This is a genomic window from Trichocoleus sp. FACHB-90, from assembly GCF_014695505.1.
GTDB lineage: Bacteria > Cyanobacteriota > Cyanobacteriia > Cyanobacteriales > FACHB-T130 > Funiculus > Funiculus sociatus.
The window spans coordinates 55646-75970 of the sequence record NZ_JACJOK010000023.1; the positions used below are offsets into that span (position 1 = coordinate 55646).

The following is a 20325-nucleotide window of genomic DNA, read 5'->3' on the forward strand; positions in this document are numbered from 1 at the left end:
AGGTAGCGCTGTCGCGCCGCTTTGCTACCGCAAAGCCTCCCTGCTCATTTGCGATTACCTTAGCGTACCTTTGCTTTAAAAACTAAAGTCTCGCAACACGCGCTGGGCTGAATTATAACCCGCCGCACCAATCACAGAACCAGCGGGGTGACAAGCTGCGCTAGCAGAATAAAGTCCCGGTATCGGTGTATTGTAAGGCAACCTGTCAGCAAAACCAAAAGAGTTATCAACGTGATGAATGTGTCCCCGCGTCAAACCAAAGTGTTGTTCTAGCTTCTGGGGATGGAGAGGAAACACTTCTTGAACTAATTGTGACGTGTTGGGGGCGAAGCGATCGCATATTTCCAGCAAATGACTAATATATCTGCTTTCTTCCTCATCCCAAGTTGTACCCTCTAATTCATAAGGCACCCACTGCACAAACAGCGCTGAATTGTGGTGTTTCTCAGCATCCTGCATAGATGGATCGAGGGTAGTGTGAATATACCACTCAATCGCCGGAAAATCCGGAAGGCGACCAGCTTGCACATCAGCGAAAGTGCTACGCAACTGCTGCATCACTTGTGCCTCATCTGGAAGCAGGTGAATTGTAGTGCCATACTGACCGCAATCTTCAGGCAGACAGGTAAATTTTGGCAATCCTTTGAGACATAAATTCACCTTAAAGGTAGAACCGTCTTTGCGATAATTATCGATTCTGGCGTTGTAATTTGCTGGCAAATTTTCCACACCAATTAAATCGCGCATTCGGAAGGGATCGGCATTCACAATTACAGTATTAGCAGATATTTCCGTATTGTTTTGCAAAACAACGCCTTTAGCAACGCCATTTTCCAGCAGAATTTGCCTCACACCGCATCCCGTTTCTATCTTCGCACCAGCTTTAATTGCTGCATCCGCAAGACGTTGAGTTACTGTACCCATACCGCCTTTAATCATCATCCAAGTGCCGTCACTACCTGGAAGTCTGCACATATTATGAATTAAAAAATTCATCCCCGTACCGGGAGTGTCCCAAGTGCCATAGAGTCCCGAAAAGCCATCAGTCACGGCGTACATTGCTTTTAGCAAATCGCTTTTAAACTCAAAGCGATTGAGATATTCGCCTACTGATTTTCGGCACAAATCAATGAATACCTGACGCAAAGATGGACGCAGGTAGCGTTCTGCTGTCTCTTCAATTGAAAGCGGTTCTTCTAGCCAAGTTGGTGCAATATCTTCCCGAATCTGGGCAATTTCCTCTTGCAACTTCTGGTTAGCTTTCCAGTCAGCTTCAGAGAAGAATTCGGTAAATTGTTGCTGCATCGCCTCTACGTCTGAACCGAACAGCAGATAACGCTTGTCTGTAGTGGGGAGAAAGTAGTGCGGGTCACGGCGGATGAGAGGCAAATCTATATCTAAAATTTGCAGGAGTTCGGGCGGCATTAATCCCAGCAGGTAAGCACCAGTTGAAATGTTTAATTGTGGCGCAGTTTGAAATGGTTTTTCTGTACGACAAGCACCGCCAATAACTGCTTTTTCTTCGACTATTAAAACATCCAATTTTTGGCGTGCTAGTAGTAGTGCTGCTACCAAGCCATTGTGACCGGAACCCACGACGAGGACATCAACTTTTTTCATGAGGTCATTGAATTGGGGATTGTGGATTGGGGATTGGGAATTGGGAATTGGGAATTGAGAATTGGGGATTAGAAAAAAGTCTTACCCAGTCCCCAGCCCCCAGCCCCCAGTCCCCAGCCCCCAGTCCCCAGTCCCCAGCCCCTAACCCCCACAAAGAACCTGCCGCATTTTTCGCATATTAGCAGGCAATTCCAATTGCATTGCCTGTTCAATAAAAAGTGACGGTACTGGGATAGTGGGCGTTGCTTGCACAGCATAGGTGAGCAAAGTTCCATCCGCGTAATCTTGCAGACTTAAATCGGCTGAGAAATCAACAAAACTGCCTTTTTCTAACCGAAACTGAATTTGCTGCTGAACAATTTCAACTACCCTTAAATAAGCCTCAACCTGGATACTGAGAAACAGGAAAGCTTTATTGGCAACTTGATAAAGACGCTTGCAACCTTGATTTAAAGCATCTGGTGGGTGAAGAACCTCCGAACGAATGACATCCGGGAAATAATGCACCCATCGGGGGTAATCTGTTAATTGGGGCCAGATAAGCGATCGCGAAGAAGGCAAATACATTTGGGCTGTGACAGCACCACCCCAAGCAGAATGCTTTCGGGTTTCCAACAAAATCTCGCCTTTTAAAAGCGCCGCTGAGCATCCCCTACTCAGCGGTGAGTCTGAGAAGGCATCCATCGAGTCCGACGGAGAAAGTATACTCATGCTGACTCAGCCACTCCTAGATCAATTTTCCTGAGATTATACTAATTCCATGTCTAGTTAACGTTGCTCTGCCCAAGGGCAATAGTCAAAGCAAATCAGTTTATCTACTGATTATCCCACTCAGTCTCATTTCAGGAGTCAACGAAAGTGAGCCGTCCTAACGCCGGAACGTCAACCGTGTTGTATATTTTTGGCATGGCCAGAGCGATCGCATCCACTATCGTGATTCAAAAGAGCGCCATAAACAACCTGAGCAGACGTTAACTAATCGTATACTCTGTTTTACCATTTATTTTGTCAAGGAAAGTGAGTCGATCTCCTAATTCCGAAAATCTGATTTCTGCTATTTTTGCTGGTGTTCTAGGGCTAACCGTCGCTGTCTATGTGCTGAGGGGCTTTGGCATTCTCACCTTCCTACCAGGCGGCGTAATTTGGATGTTAATCCTGCTTTCGATTGCTACTGGTATTTTCTTTGGAATTGAGAAAACTAGGCGATACTAGCTCAATTTCTTAATTATTATCAGTATCTAAAAGTACAATTTTTTAATCAATCTTGGGGGCCATGCAGCGCGCTGCATCGTTACATAAACTCCTAGAAGACTTAACAAAAGTTAAAAATTCTCAGGAGAAGTGAATGACAGCCATAGACACCACTGCACAGTCAACAGTTTCCACTGTTGAAAAAACTATATCAGCCGTTTTCAAAGAGCGCGAGCAAATTGATAAAGTAATTCCCCGCTTGCTGGATCGTGGGGTTTCCCGTGATGACATTTCAATTATCGGCAAAAACTTTCACTCGGAAACCCGGATTACTGGCTTCCTCACCAAAAAAGATGTAATCTTGGGTGGACTCAAACAAGGCGGAATCTTTGGTTCCTTGTTTGGTTCAGCTCTAGCTTTGCTGACAGGCGTGGGAGTGCTATTCATTCCGTTTGTGGGGCCAGTAGTCGCAGCAGGTCCATTGGGTGCAGCGTTGCTGGGTGCAGCTAGTGGAGCGATCGCAGGAGCAGCTGGTGCTGGCTTAGTCTCAGCTTTAATAGCTGTGGGAATGCCAGAAGAAAAAGCCGCCATCTATCAAACCCGCGTGGAAGCCGGAGACTTTCTGTTAGCTGTGGAAGTCCCCGCCGATAAAAGTGGTGAAATTCAGCTACTACTAGAAAGTGCTGGTGGCGAAGAAGTGCATACCAGCGAAACAACATTACCCCGCAAACGTTCCGGACAACTGGAAAACCCCAGCGATTTGTCCCCGGAAGTTCGCTCTCACCTTTCAGAAGACGCTCAAAGAACATTTATCGCCAATTACAATCAAGCTTTAACTGAATCTGGCGATGAATCTAAGGCAGAACATCATGCTTGGGATGTAGTTTCTGAGCAATTTGAACAAGACGAAAATGGCTATTGGTCGAAAGCAAAAGCCAAGCTGTAATTTTGTAGGTCTTGAATCGATTAACCCTACAGCTAAAATCAGCCCCCCATTTACCCTAGGGTAAATTGCAGAGTGGTTTCATTTATTACAAGAAAATTTTGTAACGTTGATTTTGGTCGGCGGTAGGGGCTTTTGGATTGTCATGCCCCTACAAAATGTCGCAATTGTCGATATTTTCTAAGGGTTGTATGAGCCACCCTGCTGCCTTCAAAAGAGGGGTAAGGCTAATAAAATTGCATAGCAGGTTCAATCTTGCACCAGCATTAATGGAGGCGGGAGCCTCCTGATTAATAATCCTTTGCAATAAGCCTCTGGAGTTCCGACTTCAGGGGCTTTACTATACAGAAGAATTGTGAGGAAAACAGATAAAATGAAAAAGTATCTATGTAAGATTTGCGGATACGTTTACGATCCCGCAGAAGGCGATCCAGATGGAGGTATCCCACCAGGCACACCTTTTGAAAATATACCCGATGACTGGGTGTGTCCTCTGTGCGGTGCCACCAAAGAGGATTTTGAACTAGAAGAATAGTAGTTAGATATTACCTTTTGATTGTGCAACCTTTACGAGTCGTGGTAATTGGCGGTGGGGCAGCAGGGTTTTTTGGTGCCATTACCTGTGCCAAAGCTAATCCCCGCGCCCAAGTTATTTTGTTAGAAGCAGGGAGACAACTTCTGAGCAAAGTTCGCATTTCTGGCGGCGGACGATGCAACGTCACTCATGCTTGCTTCGACCCCGCCGGATTGGTGCAAAATTACCCCAGAGGCGGAAAAGCTCTGCGGGGTGCTTTCAGTCGGTTTCAAGCCAAGGATACAGTAGAGTGGTTTGCTACTCATGGCGTAAAGTTGAAAACTGAGCCGGATGGTAGGATGTTTCCGGTTACAGATAGTTCAGAAACGATTGTGAATTGTTTGATTAAGGCAGCAGACGCAGCTGGGGTCGAAATTCGCACGGGGATACCTGTGGCATCGATTTTACCGTTGAATCCTGTTGATGGAATCGAGGCTGAGGCTGGGAAGGAGGAGGGGGGAGGATTCGAGATAGTGTTGAAGTCAAAAGAGAGAATAAGTTGCGATCGCATTCTCCTCGCAACTGGCAGCAACTTTCAAGGCTACCACTGGGCAAAAGATTTAGGACACACTATAGAACCACCAGTCCCCTCACTATTTACCTTTAACATCCCCGACTCCCGCCTAAAAGATTTGCCTGGAGTCAGCGTAGAAAACGTGCGCCTGCGGTTATTAACTTCTGGTAAAACCCCGCTAGAACAAACAGGGCCATTGCTAATTACCCATTGGGGTGTAAGTGGCCCCGCCGCGTTGAAACTCTCTGCTTGGGCTGCCAGAGTGCTGCACGATTGCAAATATCAGGCGACTTTGCAAATTAACTGGCTTCCCCAGTACAATCCAGAAAGTCTGCGGGAAATGCTATTAGCAGTAAAATCCCAACTACCCCAAAAAGCAGTTTCCACCAGTTGCCCAGTTCCCCTACCGCGTCGCCTGTGGCAAAGTTTAATTGCCGCTGTTGCCATTAGTGCCGAACAACGTTGGGCAGAACTATCCAACAAAACCCTCAACCAGTTAATTCAAGAACTCACCCAAAGTCAATACCAAATTAAAGGCAAAGGAGTCTTTAAAGAAGAATTTGTCACCTGTGGCGGTGTCACCCTCAAAGAAGTAAACTTCAAAACGATGGAAAGCCGCATTTGTCCCGGACTTTACTTTGCCGGAGAAATCCTAGATATCGACGGAGTAACAGGCGGCTTTAACTTCCAAAATGCCTGGACAACAGCTTACATAGCAGGAAATGCGATCGCCTCCTAACCTTTCTCTGTTCCTCTCTTGTCTGTGCGGTTTATTCTCCTAAATCTCTAGCCACAATGCTCAAATTCAGCGAAATCGTCCAAAAACTCAATGCCACCAACACCAGCCTCACATCCCACAGCGATCGCGATCCAGAAATCACCGGAATAGCCGCAGTCGATGAGGCACAATCAGGCACCCTCAGCTACATTGAAGGGGGAAAATTTGCCGCTTTCGTGGAAAAAACTTCAGCCAGCGCCTTAATCTTACCCAAAGATGAAAAATTACAACAGCAAGCCAGCGATCGCAATATTGCCTGGATAGCCGCATCCGATCCGCGATTGGTATTTGCAGGCGCGATCGCACTCTTCTACAAACCCTTTCACCCCGCCCCCGAAATCCATCCTACAGCGGTAATTCATCCCGACGCAGAAATTGGCAAAGACGTTTACATCGGCGGCCATGCAGTAATTCAAGCCGGGGCGAAAATTGGCGATGGGGTAGTGATTCATCCCAACGTTGTAATTTACCCCGATGTGGAAATAGGCGATCGCACCGTCTTACACGCCAACTGTAGCATCCACGAACGCACCCGCATCGGCGCAGATTGCGTAATTCATAGCGGTGCAGTTATTGGTGCCGAAGGCTTCGGTTTTGTCCCCACCGCGACAGGTTGGTTCAAAATGGAGCAGTCTGGCTACACCGTGCTAGAAAATGGTGTCGAAGTTGGCTGCAACAGCACCATCGACCGCCCCGCCGTAGGGGAAACTCGTGTAGCACAAAATACGAAAATTGACAACTTGGTACATATTGGTCACGGCTGCAAAGTGGGGTCTAACTGCGCGATCGCTGGACAAGCGGGCATGGCAGGCGGCGTAACAGTGGGGAATCGGGTGTTGCTGGCAGGACAAGTGGGGATAGCGAATCAAGCGCATATTGGAGATGGCGCGATCGCTACCGCCAAAGCAGGCATCCACAACAACATCGAACCCGGAGCCATTGTTACAGGTACCCCAGCCATTCCCCACAAAGTATTTCTCAAAGCAGCAGCGATTTACCACCGCCTCCCAGAGATGTATCAAACTCTCAAGCAGCTACAGCGATTAGGGGAAAAGAAATAATTAGTAATAAGTATATACTACTAAAGCCGTAGAGTGATATATACTCTAACGGCTTTTTCTATCTCTTGGGCAGTAACAAAGAAGCGGTTTATTTTCCAGCTTCAGATGGAGTTAATTGGAGGTGTGCGATCGCTATTCTTAGTAGTAAGAGAAGAGGAGATTAACACATGAAATTTTCAAACGTTTCCAAATTTGTTAGTGCTAGTGCGATCGCAGCCAGCGTAGCCGTTCTACCCCTAGCCCTACCTGCCGTTTCCCAGACAGCCGATACAACAACTGGCGATACTACTACCACTACTACTGCCCCCACTACAGGCGTTTACGAAACCCAGGAAGATAACAGTTTTGATTGGGGTTGGTTAGGTCTATTAGGCTTACTAGGTTTGGGTGGTCTTGCAGGTCGCAAGAACAGCGAACCAGCCCGTTACCGTGACCCCGAAGAAGTTGGTTCTACAACCTATCGTCGTTAAGGAAAAAAAGCGATTTCTTTTGGGTTATTGAGTGATTAAAACTAGGTTTTAGATTGTAGGTTGCTGGTGAAAGAAAGTTCACCAGCAATTTTGCTATTTGCTAATAGCCATTTCGTTTATTGCCATTCGCCATTAGCTTATGTTGTCTGCAATTCATCCAAGCGAGACAACACCTCGGTACTGTGAATCGCTGGGTTTACTCCGGTAAATGTTTCCCGCAGCATTCCCTGTGGATCGACAATGAAAGTATGGCGCATTGAGACAAAGCCAATCCAAGACCCGTAAGCTTTACTTACTTTGCCATCGATATCAGCTAAAAGCGGAAATTTTAACTTTTCAGAATCGCAGAATTTGGCGTGGGAATCTACAGAATCCGCACTCACACCAATGATTTGAGTATTTTTGTCTAGGTATTTCGGCAAATCCTGCTGAAATCTGCGGGCTTCCAGAGTGCAACCAGAGGTGAAGTCTTTCGGGTAGAAGTAGAGAACCACCCACTTACCCCGGTAGTCCGACAAAGAGAGTTCGCGATCGCCGTTGTTGGTTGGCAGCGTAAACTCTGGAGCAGGTTGATTTACAGAGGGCAGCTTGCCGCCTAGTGCAGATGCAGATGGTGAGATGTTAAACCAGGCAATTAAGGCTAAACAACTGGCTAGTAAAACATTCACAAAGGTGCGACGGGAAATCATAGTGAAAACTAAGGACTTTATTTAACATAAGTTTACAATTTTCCACCACCTCTCTATAAAAAGGCAATACGTTAATACTGTTTTCTCCTTCCCCGTGAGATGCTGGAAATGCCTACGATTCAGGTGCCTGACTCAAAATAGACTTTCAGGCATAAAAAAGGAGGCTCTTCGCCTCCTGCAATACGTTCAGAGTCTCTGACTAGGAACGAGGATTAATTGTCCTTCATTAGTTCCTTTTTGGACTTGTAGTAAACTACTGCGCCTGTATCCGGCACAAAGTGGCAGGAAGGATAGGAACGCAGGAAGGCTTGGAAGACAGACACGTTGGATTTTCGGTAGTAATCCCCCAAAATCGGTTTAAGCGCCTCAGTTGCTGTTTTCAGATTGTAGTGAGGAATGTTTAAAAACAGGTGATGAGCGACATGGGTGCCGATATTGTGGTGAATCCCATTGATAAACCCATAATCGTGGTCAATTGTGGATAAGGCACCTTTGAGAAAATACCAGTCTTTGCCACGATACCAGGGGATATCCGGGTCGCTGTGGTGTAAAAATGTCACAAAATCAAGCCAGGTTATAAAAACCACGTATGGCCCCAAATAGTATTTTACCAGCCACATCCAACCCCACTGATAGGTCAGCAAACCCAGCAAACCTACCATCAATGTCCAGAGGGTGGTGCTAGTAATTACATCCCATTTTTCTGAGGGTTTAAACAGAGGGCTATCGGGGGAAAAGTGGGAGCCTTGCTTCCCTGGAGAACGCTTAAACAGATACAGCGGATAGGCAAGCAGTAAGGCATCGAAGCGGACAAATTTTTCAGCCCACCCCATCTCCTTATACTTGGTTTCCGTTACTGGATACCAGCTTTCATCAGTATCAATGTTGCCAGTATTCTGATGGTGAGTTCGGTGGCTGATGCGCCAAGCGTGATAGGGAACCAGTATGGGAGTATGAGCTATATGACCAATCAGATCGTTTAGCCATTTTTTCCTAGAAAAGGAACCGTGACCGCAGTCGTGTCCGACGACAAACAACGCCCAAAACATCGTTCCCTGCATTAGCCAGAATACTGGCCAGAACCACCAGGAATCAAGGTAGCTGGCAACTGCATAAAGGATGCCAATTATGGATACATCCAGCAAAAAGTAGGAAAGCGATCGCCCAACAGATGGCATAAAGCAATCTGAGGGAATTGCAGCTTTCAATTGTTGCAGGGTGAAGGGGGGTTCTGTGTTACCAGAATATGACTCCTCTTCAACAGGATTATTTAACTTTGCAAGATTCGATTGCACGTAGTTTCCAATTTAACCTGACTTGTAGACCAAAGTGCATTATTCTACAGCCATCCAATAGACGCAATAGCGATCATAAGTGCTGTTTAGTCAACAGTAGCCGGTTGTGTATTCCCAAAACCAAACTTCCGAATTAATACGGTTGCTTATGTACTATTTAATATGTTATAGGATTTTGTATACGCGATCGCGTCCTTATCTTAATTGCTGGAGGAGAGCGATCAAAAATTCCAAAAATGCGATCCCCCTCCCTATCCAGCTTCTACTAACTCAATCAATTTACAGGGGATAGAAGAAAAGCGTGCGATCGCGATCGCATTATTGGATAGCAGTTATCCCATACCGCGATCGCTCCAATCCCTTAGTATTCTTCTTTCCTACGCCTTAAAAGTCAATACAGGTTTCATCGTTGCCACTACGCTAACCATTTTTTCTTCAACTTGGGCATCAATTACAGGCACAATTGGCTTGTAAGCTGCCGGTGCTTCTTCGATTCTGCGTTCTTCGCGCAAAGTGATGCAGTCTACTTCCGTTAAACCCAAAGTTGCTTCAGTTTGGTCTGCACCTTGGCGGGTGAGATCGAAACGCGACCGCATCCTTCCCGCACCATGAGAAGCAGAACTTAAAAATTTTGGGTTTCCCTTGCCAATCAGCAAGTAAGACGCAGCACCCATCGAACCGGGAATAATCACAGGTTGTCCGGGATGCGCTGGACAAGCACCCTTACGAGTTACCCATCCAGCCCCTTCTTTTAGGGTGATATTATGTGGCAAGTCGTAGACTAGGGGAGCCTCAACATTACCGTAAACTTCCCGCAGACGCAGGCGTAACAGTTCCGCCAACAGCAATCGATTAATAAAGGCATAATTCGCAGCAGTCGCCTCAGCTTGCAGGTAACTGGTGACAAGTTCGGGATTTGCGGCAACTGAGAGGGGAAAAAGAGCAGATTCGGGGTATTTTACACCTTTAGCCCATGCTGATTTAGCGCGATCGCGCCACATTCCCCCAATGTACTTCCCCACGTTGCGCGAACCTGAGTGAATCATAAAAGCCAGTTGTCCTTCTCGGACACCCCAGGCGTAAGCTGTCGCTTTGTCTTCTACCCGTTCTACTACCTGAATTTCAACAAAATGGTTCCCACCGCCGATGGTAGCTAGTCCACCATCCCGCACTAACCCGTCTTCTGGAATTAGTTCCTCTGGTGCAAACTTGACATCGCCGTTCATGGAACCGCCTAAGTAGACGCGATCGCATTCCGCCGCCAATTGGTCTAAGTCAGACTTGGTAATACTACCCGTAGGGGAATCTAGCATTGCATCTAGCCAGCCGGGAATCCCGTACTGGAACAAGGCGCGAGCAGTTTTGGCTGTCATGGTGACATCACGGGTTCCGAAGAAATAATCGCCTTTCATCAATTCCACGAAGCGATCGCGCTTTGCCAAAAATTCCTCAAGCGATAAGTCTACAACGTGCGATCGCATCCCGCAGTTGATATCCGAACCGACAGCAGCAGGGATTAGCATCCCTTGAGTTTCCACAATTGAGCCGATAGCAACCCCAGCATCACCAGGATGAAAGTCAGGCGTAGCACAGCACTTGCAAACATGACCGCCGCTAGGATGGCGCACATTAGCTAGATTTGCTAGTTGCTTAAGCGCCTTAGCTTCTACGAGGAAATCTTCGGGAAGCAGAACTTCTGCTGTTGGTGCGTCGAGAGAATTATTTAGGCGAACCGAGTAAGTTCTATTTTCGTAACTTACGTCAAGTCCCTCACGAGTCAAAGCCCGGAGGAGTCTATTCAGATTTTTTGGCTGCATGAATAAGTTCCTTTACGGGTCACACTGTGACCCCAATTTTGTGAAGAGTTTAGGAGACTTCGGTTCAGCAGCCGCAGTCTGGATGCAAAGAAGTTGAAGGCAACATCCTTACCGTAATCTCAAAGTTGCACAGAATTTGTAATTAGTCAAGGTTTAGATAACTATTTTTCATAAACAGATATTTTATCGCCCATGATATCCGTGTCAAAAAGTCGCGCGATCGCCACCGGATACTACTACTCTTAAGAGAGTAAAACCCGCTCCAGTTCTAGGCTTCAAGTCGTTTTGTAGGCGTTTAAAATAGAAGTAAGCGAGAAAATAAGCATTCTTCTAAATGAAACTACAGTCAGCGGTCTTAGTCCATCTTGGATTTGGAAAATACGTGCGTTCCGACCAGGTGACAGCAGTTATCCCCATTGAGGAAGAGCGCGGGCCGGGGCGACGAACCTTCGTTCATCTACAGGGGGAAGCTGACCCCATCGTTGCCTCGAGGGCTGAAGATACCATCGTTCGTGACTTGGTACAAGAACCGCGTGAAGTCACCCAATCACGTCAACAGCAAGAAATTCTCCAAGATTTATTGGTAGATTTGGGCAACGTTAACTCAACTGTGCGTCGGATTAGTCGGGATGAAGGCGGTCTGGATCTGGAACGGTTGGAACGCCGCATCCGCCAAGTTTTAGAGAATTAAGGTCATCGGTAAGGGGTAATCAGGATTACCCCTTACTTAAGCTCCAAGTTGATAAATCCGGAGAACCTGACAGTATGCACGCGATCGCAGACAACATTTCATCTCCTGAAGCGCCATCCACTCGTTTGTGGATGCCGGAGCGAGTTTTATTCACACCAGCTGCCTTAGATGAGTCTTACGGTCAGCAGATACTTTCTCGCGTCCAGGCGCTCAATTTACCTATCGAAGAGTTACCGCGAAACCGCCTGACTGGTTTGCGTGGCGAGAGCGATCGCGATACCTACAACATTGCTAAGCGTACCCTCGCCGTCGTTACTGCACCGCCTAGTTCCTTCAAACTCAGCCCTATCCCTCCATCGGCTGACTGGCAATTTCACCTCGCGGAAGGTTGCCCCGCACACTGCCAATACTGTTATTTAGCAGGTAGTTTATCAGGGCCACCCGTGATTCGCGTCTTTGCGAATTTGCCCCAGATATTGGAGAATCTGGCAGCTTACGAAGGACAAAGTGACGCCACAAGTTTTGAGGTTAGCTGCTACACTGACCCCCTGGGTATCGAGCATTTAACAGGCAGTCTTGCTGAATGTATCCGCTACTTTGGCACGCGGACGAACGGATATCTGCGTTGGGTTTCCAAGTTCGATGCGGTGGATGAATTACTCGACTTGCCCCACAATGGTCACACCCGCTGTCGGATTAGTGTGAATGCCGATCCGGTGTCTCGTCGGTTTGAAGGCGGTACAGCGTCGGTAGCTTCCCGGCTTCAAGCTTTGCGGCGGTTAGCTTTACCTCGATCTTCTGGTGGTGGCGGGTATCCAGTGGGTTTAGTGATTGCGCCCATTATGCCTATCGAGGATTGGGAGATACATTACACTCGTTTGTTTGACTCGATTAGCGAAGCACTCGATTTTGATTGTGATCTAACTTTCGAGTTGATTTCCCACCGCTTCACGCCTGGATCTAAAGAGGTTTTGCAAACTTGGTATCCCCAGTCAAAGCTGGACATGGACGAAGAAACACGCACTGTGAAGCGCAACAAGTTTGGCGGCACCAAGTATGTTTATGACACTGACACGATGAAGACGCTACGGCGCTTTTTTGAGGGTGAGATTACTAAGCGCTTTCCCCAAGGTCGTATTCTCTACTGGACTTAAGATTTCTAGCTAAATCTAATCTTATGAGCTGACCAAATTCTAGGTCAGCTTTTTTATATTTTGAGCGAGTTTGCAAAGGGAGAGAATGCGATCGCTCTGGAGAGCTGATCCAGATAATCCCTATTTTTCGGCGTCTACACACTTTGCTTTAGCCGATACTACGCGATCGCGCTGACTCACTTTATCTGGGACAAAGGGAAGGAAGCGATCGCGCTAATTTTTTTTCAAATTTTTCACTACTTCCTCCATCACTTCTTGTATCAAAAGAATTTAGATACCAAGCAACTAAAATTAGACAATAAAGGTGAACTTATTTCATCATTGCTAAATAATGTTGCTATTAATTGCAACGCTGAGTTACTACGGCGATAAACTTCTATTTTTTGCAAGCGCCAATCAACAATCCAGTATTCTTGTACTCCTCGCACTGAGTATAATTTAAGTTTAGCTTCTCTATCTCGGCGTTCATTTTGCACTCCCGAAGATAATACCTCTACAACTAACTCTGGTGCGCCTGTCAAGTGTCCTGAATCATCTACCAGAGCAGCTAATTTTTCCTGACTAATCCAAATCACATCCGGCTCTACATTATCAGCTTCCGTGAAAATAATGCCCGGATTAATAAACGCCTCCCCCAGTCCAGTGTCTTCTGACCAGTCTTGTAACTTTCGGTACATATTGCCACAAGTGCGTTGATGGCTCAAGTGGGGGGATCTAGACATAAATAACTCTCCATCAATAATCTCGTAGCGCGTACCGTTGTCTGGCAATAGTTCCAAATCTGCGGTAGTCCAGCGTACCCCTTGATTTACTGTTTGACTCATAAAAGCAATCCTTGTGAGTAGCCATATCTTCTACATTACCTGCGCTTCCCACATTCTTGACATTGTTGTATTACAAATGTAGTATAAATATTGCCGCACAAGTGGCAAACGTCTTTTCATGGCTCTGGTAAGGCAGAGTATTTGTCCTATGATTCCCCGAACGCGCATCCGTAATATTGGAATTTCCGCTCACATCGACTCTGGTAAAACCACCCTCAGCGAGCGGATTCTGTACTACACGGGCAAAATTTACAAGATTGGCGAAGTTCGGGGAGGTAGCGATCGCGCTACGTTGGACTACATGGAGTTGGAGCAACAAAAAGGCATTACCATCACTTCAGCAGCGACAACTTGTGTATGGAATGATACGCAGATTAACCTGATTGATACTCCGGGACACGTAGATTTCACGATTGAAGTTGAACGTGCTTTGCGGGTTCTTGATGGTGCGATTATGGTGCTGTGCGCTGTTGCTGGTGTGCAATCACAATCTATCACCGTAGATAGGCAGATGAAGCGCTACCGAGTGCCGCGTATTGCCTTCATTAATAAGATGGATCGGACAGGTGCAAATCCATTCCGAGTCGTGCGATCGCTGCGAGAAAAACTAGGTTTGAACCCGGTACTGCTTCAGTATCCTATCGGCAGCGAGAATAAGTTTGCAGGCGTCATTGATTTGATTGAAATGACGGCAAACTATTTTGCTGGAGAAAAAGGCGAAATTCGCGTCATTGAGTCGATTCCCGAACACTTACGCGAGGAGGCAAAAGAAGCACGAGAAAAGATGCTCGATCAACTCTCTATGTTCTCCGAATCGATGATGGAGATGCTACTTGAGAGCAAAGAAATTCCCAAAGAAATGATTTGGGAAACTCTTCGTCGGGCAACTTTAAGCTTGCAATTAACGCCAGTGCTGATGGGTTCCGCTTTCAAAAATAAGGGGGTTCAGAACTTATTGGATGCTGTTGCTCTTTACTTGCCGTCTCCAGTGGATAGAGAGGTGGTGAAAGCGATCGCGATTTCGACCAATGAGCCGATTCCTGTCTATCCAGACACGGAAGCCGCACTGGTTGCCTTGGCTTTCAAAATTGCCAAAGATGAGTACGGACAACTGACTTATACCCGCATCTATTCCGGGACGCTGCGTGAGGGACAACGCATCTACAACACTCGCACCAACCAACGGGTGCTAGTGAGCCAAATTGTACGGATGCACGCAAACAAACGCGAGGAGGTCGAAAGTGCTGTCGCTGGGGATATTGTAGCTCTGCTGGGTGTTGAGTGTGCTTCTGGCGATACGTTTTGCTCGGAAGGAACTAACCTTTCTTTAGAGGGGATATTTGTACCAGAACCCGTGATGACGCTAGCGATCGCGCCCAAGAAACGGGAAGATGCCGCTCAAATGTCAAAAGCGCTCAATCGCTTTACACGGGAAGATCCCACCTTCCGCGTCAGCATCGATCCGGAGTCCAAGGAAACCCTAATTTCGGGGATGGGGGAACTGCATCTAGAAATCTACATTGAACGCATGAAGCGGGAATACAACGCCGAAGTTAATGTCGGTGCGCCCGCCGTAGCTTACCGCGAAACCTTTACCCAGTCGGCAACCTTCGACTACAGGCTCAAGAAGCAAGGCGGCGGTCCCGGTCAGTATGCTCATGTTATCGGTCGGATTGAACCTTGCGAAGAACCGTTTGCGTTCGAGAATCGGGTGGTTGGGGGTGTGATTCCCAAAGAATTCATCCCCGCTTGCGAGAAAGGTTTCCGCGAAGCGATCGCTAGCGGACATCTCATCGGTTATCCGATTGTTGGTGTCAAAGCGATACTAGAAGCGGGTTCTTACCACACGATTGACTCTTCGGAAATGGCGTTCCGAACTGCGGCGAGTCTTGCACTCAAGCAAGCCTTTGCCAAAGCAGCGCCAGTCATCCTTGAACCGATTATGCTCGTGGAAGTAGAAACACCTAACGAGTTTGTCGGGAGAGTGCAGGGCGATCTTTCGTCTCGTCGCGGCGTCCTGCTAGGTTCTGAGACAATGGAAAATTACGCCGTCATCCGTGCTGAAGTGCCGTTCGTGGAAATGTTCGGTTATTCTGCACAGTTGCGATCGCTTTCTTCCGGTCAAGCTAACTTCTCAATGGAGTTTGCCTCCAACAAGCCGGTACCTGCCAACCTACAACAGCAACTGATGGAAAACGCTGCCCATCTGCGCGGCTAAAACCTTCATCTGAAAATAGGGCTAAGGAGTGTTCGCGTAGCGGCACTCTCTTCGCGGACTGAGGACTGAAAATTCAGTTCTCAGTCTTTTCTTTGCACTAATAAAATGGAGTAACACACTCAAGGAGTGCCTGATGAGCCAAACCACTACCGATCGAGTCCGTTGGACAGTTGCCGATCTGGAGTTGTTGCCAGATAACGGGAATCGCTATGAGATTGTGGATGGAGAATTATTTGTGACACGCGCACCACACTGGGGTCATCAAAGAGTATGTAGCAACATTTGTACAGAGTTGAATTTTTGGTCGCGACAGACTGGTTTAGGAGAATCTGTAAGTGGTGCTGGCATCATTTTTACGGATGCTGATAACGTGATTCCTGACGTGGTTTGGGCAAGCAAGGAACGATTAGCGGCTGTGTTAGATGATGCAGGGCATTTAACCGCAGCACCAGAGTTGGTGGTTGAGGTGCTATCTCCAGGCGAGGAGAATGAACGCAGAGATAGACAGGTGAAACTAAAACTCTACGCATCGCAGGGAGCCAGGGAATACTGGATAGTTGATTGGCGTTTGCAGCAAATTCAGATTTATCGACGAGAGGGGGCAACATTGGTGCTAACAGCGACATTATTTGCCAGCGATGAACTCACCTCACCCTTGCTTCCCGGTTTTACTTGTCCTGTCGCGCGGTTGTTTAATTAATAAAAAAATAGGGTGGGAAGAAACCCACCCTACCTAATACTTAATGTGCAGTTACTAACTCAGCTGGTAAGCGCTTGAAAGCAAGACGCTCATTTTCCACATCGACAAAGATGGTGTCGCCGTCGTTAAATTCGCCGCGTAGAATACCCTTGGCGATTTGGGTTTCCAGTTCCCGTTGAATGGCACGCTTTAAGGGACGTGCGCCGAAAACTGGGTCGTATCCAACTTCTGCCAAAAAGTCAAGAGAAGCTTCGGAAAGTTTGAGAGACATCTTGCGATCGCTTAACCGTTTTTCCAATCGCTTGACTTGGATTTGGACAATCTGCCGCAGTTCCGACTTCTGCAAGCCGTGGAAAATGATAATTTCGTCAATTCGGTTCAGGAACTCTGGACGGAAGCTAGTACGCATCGCCTCCATCACCCGGCTACGCATCTCATCGTAGTGGCTATCGTCACCAGCCAAATCTAAGATGAACTGGGAACCGATGTTGCTGGTCATGATGATGATACTATTCTTGAAGTCTACCGTGTGACCTTGAGAATCGGTAACGCGACCATCATCAAGAATTTGCAACATGATGTTGAAAACATCTGGGTGAGCTTTTTCGATTTCGTCGAACAGCACCACTGCGTAAGGACGACGACGGATAGATTCAGTTAATTGTCCGCCTTCGTCATAACCGACATATCCGGGAGGCGCACCAATAAGCCTGGAAACGCTGTGCTTCTCCATGTATTCCGACATATCAATTCGCACCAAAGCTTCTTCGGTGTCGAATAGATAAGCGGCGAGGGCTTTTCCGAGTTCCGTCTTGCCAACACCAGTGGGGCCAAGGAAAATAAAGCTAGCAGTCGGACGATTTGGATCGGCAAGACCAGCACGCGATCGCTGAATCGCATCAGCTACAGCTGTCACCGCTTCATCCTGACCGATGACGCGCTTATGCAGTTCGTCTTCCAGCTGCAAGAGTTTTTCTTTCTCTGATTCCACTAACTTGCTGATCGGAATCCCAGTCCACTTAGAAATGATTTCAGCAATATCAGATTCCGTGACTTCTTCCCGAAGTAGCGATCGCCCACTATTTTGAGTTTGCGCTAGTTGCGTTTCCGTCTCTTCTAACTGACGTTGCAAGTCGGTCAACTTGCCATATTTCAATTCAGCAGCTTTGTTAAGATCGTACTCTCTCTCAGCTTGTTGAATCTCAATATTTACCCGATCTATTTCTTCTTTTAAGGTTTTACGACGTTCGAGAACATCCTTCTCAGCTTGCCATTGAGCATTCAGCGTCCGTTGTTTTTCCTCAAGATCGGCAAGTTCTTTATCCAACCTTTCCAGTCGTTCTCTAGAAGGTGCATCGCTTTCTTTTTGTAGCGACAAACGCTCCATTTTTAGCTGGATAATTTTGCGGTCGATTTCGTCAAGTTCCTCTGGTTTAGAGGTACTTTCCATCTTCAAGCGGGCGGCGGCTTCATCTACTAAGTCAATCGCTTTGTCTGGGAGGAAGCGATCGCTAATATATCTAGTAGACAAAGTAGCCGCAGCCACTAACGCGCTATCAGAGATTTTCACGTTATGGTGCGTTTCGTAGCGATCTTTCAAACCCCGCAGAATGGAAACAGTATCTTCCACGCTCGGCTGATCGATATAAACTTGTTGGAAACGCCGTTCTAAAGCTGCATCTTTCTCGATGTACTTGCGGTATTCATCCAGAGTTGTCGCACCGATACAACGCAACTCACCTCTTGCTAACATTGGTTTGAGCAAGTTGCCAGCATCCATCGCGCCTTGAGTTGCACCAGCACCAACAACGGTGTGAATTTCATCTATAAATAGGATGAGTTGTCCTTTGGAATCGGTAACTTCCTTGAGAACAGCTTTCAAGCGTTCTTCAAATTCACCCCTGTATTTGGCACCAGCAATCAAAGCACCCATATCGAGAGCGATAAGTTTGCGATCGCGCAACGACTCAGGAACATCACCACTGACAATTCGCTGCGCCAAACCTTCAGCGATCGCAGTTTTACCTACCCCAGGTTCACCAATCAGCACCGGGTTATTCTTAGTGCGACGAGACAGAATTTGGATCGTGCGGCGAATCTCATCATCGCGCCCAATCACCGGATCTAACTTCCCTTCACGGGCGAATGCTGTCAAATCGCGCCCATATTTTTCCAAAGATTCATACTTGCCTTCTGGATTTTGGTCAGTCACTTTTTGGCTCCCGCGAACTTGGGCGATGATAGTTCTTAGCTTGTTTTCATCCAGTTTAAATTCTTGAAACAAAGCCTTACCAAAGCGATCGTCTTTGGGATAAGCCAGCATCAAGTGTTCGATAGAGATGAAGTCGTCTCCAAACTCTTTGCGAAAAGCTTCAGCCCTATCTAGCAAAGTATCAAGACTGCGCCCTACATAAACAGAGGTGCCACTACCAGAAACCTTGGGCTGACGCTTAATAAAGTCTTCCGTGCGTTCTCTAAATCGCTGCACGTTCGCCCCAGCTTTGTTGAGAATGCTGGTGGCGAGTCCTTCTTGATCCAGCAGCGCTTTCATCAAGTGTTCGCTTTCCAGTTGTTGCTGCTGGGCAGATTTAACAATATCTGGGGTGCGAGTGATGGCTTCCCAAGCTTTTTCTGTAAATTGGTTCGGATTAGTTGGTTGCATGATAACTACTGATTAACAAACCACTCCAGACACCCATAACACAGAAAAATCAGCATTACATCTGGCTTATGGCTGCCTCTATGGTCATTGTAAGTAGCCTTGTGCAATGCCAGGATCGGTATTTACGTATCCCCGGTTGGGTATTACCGTCCCAAAAGCGTCCCATCTTTAACAAATCCTTAACAAACTGCGATCTCTTTCATCAATCCTTTATATAATACTTTTAATCATTTGTTAATCTGAAGTTAATCAAATACTGCTGATTAGCTAAATCATCAGTTAAAAGCTTAGCCCGATTCCGCATCAGCAACCGCAGTGCTGTAATTTTTCAGGGGAAAACAAATAAAGATTCATTTTCCCAGCAATTTATCGTTAAAAGTGTCAGCAAGATGAAACAACAGCAATTAAAGATTGAACCAACCTCCATTAATTTAACTCGCTTTAAAAATTTACTACCAATCCTGCTGTTAGCATATATACCCACTGCTGTTATTTTAATTATAATTAACTTACAAAAGGTAATACCTGTTACGCATCTGACCAGAGATCCATTAGCAATTATGCAGCAACCATTTTACTTAGGAATCATCTCTAACCTAGGTATGTTGTTGTGGTGTTCTGCGGCAGCTATCTGCTTTTTTACTTTTGCAGTTCTCCGCAAAGATTCTGAGCAAAGAATCCCGAAGTCATTTTTGCTGTTTTCTGGACTCGTCACCTCGGTTCTTTTGTTTGATGATTTCTTCCTTTTGCATGAAGATTTTTTTCCTAATTATTTATTTATCCCTGAAAAAATTGTGTATCTGGGATATGGAATAATGCTATCCCTCTACCTAATATGCTTCAGAAAAGTGATACTGAAAACCGAATTTATTCCCCTGCTCTTGGCTATTGGGTGGTTCGGATTTTCAGTGTTAGTGGATTCTGGGAAAATTCCTCTACCCTTATCTATACAGGGAGGAGAAGGACAATTCCTGCTTGAAGATGGAGCAAAGCTATTAGGAATAGTCAGTTGGTTTGTTTATTACACAATGGTATGTATCAAGCAGGTAAAACGCTCCAGAATTCCACAAACCGGAGTGAATTATAAAGATAGGGAATTTCACTCAAGAACAGCACGTTAATTC

At 46.6% G+C, this 20325-nt stretch carries 18 protein-coding genes; 11 read left to right on the forward strand and 7 right to left on the reverse strand.

What is annotated here, in order from left to right; genetic code table 11:
• Window positions 1–75: 75 nt before the first annotated feature.
• Together H6F74_RS07205 and H6F74_RS07210 are read right to left on the reverse strand one after the other, a co-directional pair.
• Window positions 76–1620: an NAD(P)/FAD-dependent oxidoreductase gene (locus H6F74_RS07205; RefSeq protein WP_190438332.1), complete on the reverse strand. Its 1545-nt coding sequence runs from the start codon at window positions 1618–1620 to the stop codon at window positions 76–78.
• 141 nt (window positions 1621–1761) lie between these two features.
• Window positions 1762–2331, reverse strand: coding sequence for an SRPBCC family protein (locus H6F74_RS07210; protein WP_190438334.1), 570 nt, complete (start codon window positions 2329–2331; stop codon window positions 1762–1764).
• Window positions 2332–2637: 306 nt separating this feature from the next.
• Here H6F74_RS07210 and H6F74_RS07215 point away from each other — a divergent pair, with 306 nt between their 5' ends.
• From H6F74_RS07215 to H6F74_RS07240, 6 genes are all read left to right on the forward strand, one after another.
• On the forward strand, window positions 2638–2832 hold the full coding sequence (locus H6F74_RS07215; protein WP_190438336.1) for a hypothetical protein: 195 nt from the start codon (window positions 2638–2640) through the stop codon (window positions 2830–2832).
• Between the two features lie 133 nt (window positions 2833–2965).
• Window positions 2966–3757 (forward strand): ChaB family protein, encoded by a 792-nt coding sequence (locus H6F74_RS07220; RefSeq protein WP_190438339.1) that lies wholly within the window; start codon window positions 2966–2968, stop codon window positions 3755–3757.
• Window positions 3758–4127: 370 nt separating this feature from the next.
• Window positions 4128–4289 carry a rubredoxin gene (rd, locus tag H6F74_RS07225; RefSeq protein WP_190438342.1) on the forward strand — a complete coding sequence of 54 codons (162 nt, stop codon included), beginning with the start codon at window positions 4128–4130 and terminating at the stop codon, window positions 4287–4289.
• A 23-nt stretch (window positions 4290–4312) separates the two neighbouring features.
• Entirely contained in the window at window positions 4313–5581 is a 1269-nt protein-coding gene (locus tag H6F74_RS07230) for an aminoacetone oxidase family FAD-binding enzyme (RefSeq protein WP_190438345.1), read from the forward strand.
• Window positions 5582–5637: 56 nt separating this feature from the next.
• Window positions 5638–6681, forward strand: coding sequence for a UDP-3-O-(3-hydroxymyristoyl)glucosamine N-acyltransferase (gene lpxD / locus H6F74_RS07235; RefSeq protein ID WP_190438348.1), 1044 nt, complete (start codon window positions 5638–5640; stop codon window positions 6679–6681).
• A gap of 167 nt (window positions 6682–6848) precedes the next feature.
• Window positions 6849–7151: a WGxxGxxG family protein gene (locus H6F74_RS07240; RefSeq protein ID WP_190438352.1), complete on the forward strand. Its 303-nt coding sequence runs from the start codon at window positions 6849–6851 to the stop codon at window positions 7149–7151.
• 137 nt (window positions 7152–7288) lie between these two features.
• On the opposite strand, the gene H6F74_RS07245 is transcribed toward H6F74_RS07240, so the two are convergent.
• The 3 genes from H6F74_RS07245 to H6F74_RS07255 form a co-directional block, all read right to left on the reverse strand.
• The gene (locus H6F74_RS07245) at window positions 7289–7840 is read right to left on the reverse strand and encodes a peroxiredoxin (protein ID WP_190418402.1); all 552 of its coding nucleotides are present in this window, start codon (window positions 7838–7840) and stop codon (window positions 7289–7291) included.
• A gap of 212 nt (window positions 7841–8052) precedes the next feature.
• On the reverse strand, window positions 8053–9135 hold the full coding sequence (locus H6F74_RS07250) for a DUF3474 domain-containing protein (RefSeq protein ID WP_190438356.1): 1083 nt from the start codon (window positions 9133–9135) through the stop codon (window positions 8053–8055).
• 377 nt (window positions 9136–9512) lie between these two features.
• Window positions 9513–10952, reverse strand: coding sequence for an RtcB family protein (locus H6F74_RS07255; protein ID WP_190438357.1), 1440 nt, complete (start codon window positions 10950–10952; stop codon window positions 9513–9515).
• A 334-nt stretch (window positions 10953–11286) separates the two neighbouring features.
• Between H6F74_RS07255 and H6F74_RS07260 the strand changes: the two genes are divergently transcribed.
• Together H6F74_RS07260 and H6F74_RS07265 are read left to right on the forward strand one after the other, a co-directional pair.
• A complete protein-coding gene (locus H6F74_RS07260) occupies window positions 11287–11643 on the forward strand; it encodes a hypothetical protein (RefSeq protein WP_190418406.1) in 357 nt (118 codons plus the stop codon).
• Between the two features lie 74 nt (window positions 11644–11717).
• On the forward strand, window positions 11718–12797 hold the full coding sequence (locus H6F74_RS07265) for a spore photoproduct lyase family protein (RefSeq protein WP_190438360.1): 1080 nt from the start codon (window positions 11718–11720) through the stop codon (window positions 12795–12797).
• 260 nt (window positions 12798–13057) lie between these two features.
• Here the strand turns inward: H6F74_RS07265 and H6F74_RS07270 are convergent, their stop codons facing one another.
• The gene (locus tag H6F74_RS07270) at window positions 13058–13621 is read right to left on the reverse strand and encodes a Uma2 family endonuclease (RefSeq protein ID WP_190438363.1); all 564 of its coding nucleotides are present in this window, start codon (window positions 13619–13621) and stop codon (window positions 13058–13060) included.
• A 148-nt stretch (window positions 13622–13769) separates the two neighbouring features.
• Between H6F74_RS07270 and fusA the strand changes: the two genes are divergently transcribed.
• Together fusA and H6F74_RS07280 are read left to right on the forward strand one after the other, a co-directional pair.
• Complete coding sequence (gene fusA, locus H6F74_RS07275; RefSeq protein ID WP_190438365.1) at window positions 13770–15839, forward strand: elongation factor G; 2070 nt, start codon at window positions 13770–13772, stop codon at window positions 15837–15839.
• A 133-nt stretch (window positions 15840–15972) separates the two neighbouring features.
• Window positions 15973–16539 (forward strand): Uma2 family endonuclease, encoded by a 567-nt coding sequence (locus tag H6F74_RS07280; protein WP_190438367.1) that lies wholly within the window; start codon window positions 15973–15975, stop codon window positions 16537–16539.
• A gap of 40 nt (window positions 16540–16579) precedes the next feature.
• Here H6F74_RS07280 and clpB read toward each other — a convergent pair whose 3' ends face one another.
• Window positions 16580–19201 (reverse strand): ATP-dependent chaperone ClpB, encoded by a 2622-nt coding sequence (clpB, locus tag H6F74_RS07285; protein WP_190438369.1) that lies wholly within the window; start codon window positions 19199–19201, stop codon window positions 16580–16582.
• Window positions 19202–19590: 389 nt separating this feature from the next.
• Between clpB and H6F74_RS07290 the strand changes: the two genes are divergently transcribed.
• Complete coding sequence (locus H6F74_RS07290) at window positions 19591–20322, forward strand: hypothetical protein (RefSeq protein ID WP_190438370.1); 732 nt, start codon at window positions 19591–19593, stop codon at window positions 20320–20322.
• Window positions 20323–20325 lie beyond the last annotated feature (3 nt).

Excerpts from the sequence above, each read along its gene's own strand:
- H6F74_RS07205 (WP_190438332.1), bottom strand. The coding sequence starts at position 1,620 with ATGAAAAAAGTTGATGTCCTCGTCGTGGGTTCCGGTCACAATGGCTTG.
- H6F74_RS07210 (WP_190438334.1), bottom strand. The coding sequence starts at position 2,331 with ATGAGTATACTTTCTCCGTCGGACTCGATGGATGCCTTCTCAGACTCA.
- H6F74_RS07220 (WP_190438339.1), top strand. The coding sequence starts at position 2,966 with ATGACAGCCATAGACACCACTGCACAGTCAACAGTTTCCACTGTTGAA.
- rd (WP_190438342.1), top strand. The coding sequence starts at position 4,128 with ATGAAAAAGTATCTATGTAAGATTTGCGGATACGTTTACGATCCCGCA.
- lpxD (WP_190438348.1), top strand. The coding sequence starts at position 5,638 with ATGCTCAAATTCAGCGAAATCGTCCAAAAACTCAATGCCACCAACACC.
- H6F74_RS07240 (WP_190438352.1), top strand. The coding sequence starts at position 6,849 with ATGAAATTTTCAAACGTTTCCAAATTTGTTAGTGCTAGTGCGATCGCA.
- H6F74_RS07245 (WP_190418402.1), bottom strand. The coding sequence starts at position 7,840 with ATGATTTCCCGTCGCACCTTTGTGAATGTTTTACTAGCCAGTTGTTTA.
- H6F74_RS07255 (WP_190438357.1), bottom strand. The coding sequence starts at position 10,952 with ATGCAGCCAAAAAATCTGAATAGACTCCTCCGGGCTTTGACTCGTGAG.
- H6F74_RS07260 (WP_190418406.1), top strand. The coding sequence starts at position 11,287 with ATGAAACTACAGTCAGCGGTCTTAGTCCATCTTGGATTTGGAAAATAC.
- H6F74_RS07265 (WP_190438360.1), top strand. The coding sequence starts at position 11,718 with ATGCACGCGATCGCAGACAACATTTCATCTCCTGAAGCGCCATCCACT.
- H6F74_RS07270 (WP_190438363.1), bottom strand. The coding sequence starts at position 13,621 with ATGAGTCAAACAGTAAATCAAGGGGTACGCTGGACTACCGCAGATTTG.
- fusA (WP_190438365.1), top strand. The coding sequence starts at position 13,770 with ATGATTCCCCGAACGCGCATCCGTAATATTGGAATTTCCGCTCACATC.
- H6F74_RS07280 (WP_190438367.1), top strand. The coding sequence starts at position 15,973 with ATGAGCCAAACCACTACCGATCGAGTCCGTTGGACAGTTGCCGATCTG.
- clpB (WP_190438369.1), bottom strand. The coding sequence starts at position 19,201 with ATGCAACCAACTAATCCGAACCAATTTACAGAAAAAGCTTGGGAAGCC.
- H6F74_RS07290 (WP_190438370.1), top strand. The coding sequence starts at position 19,591 with ATGAAACAACAGCAATTAAAGATTGAACCAACCTCCATTAATTTAACT.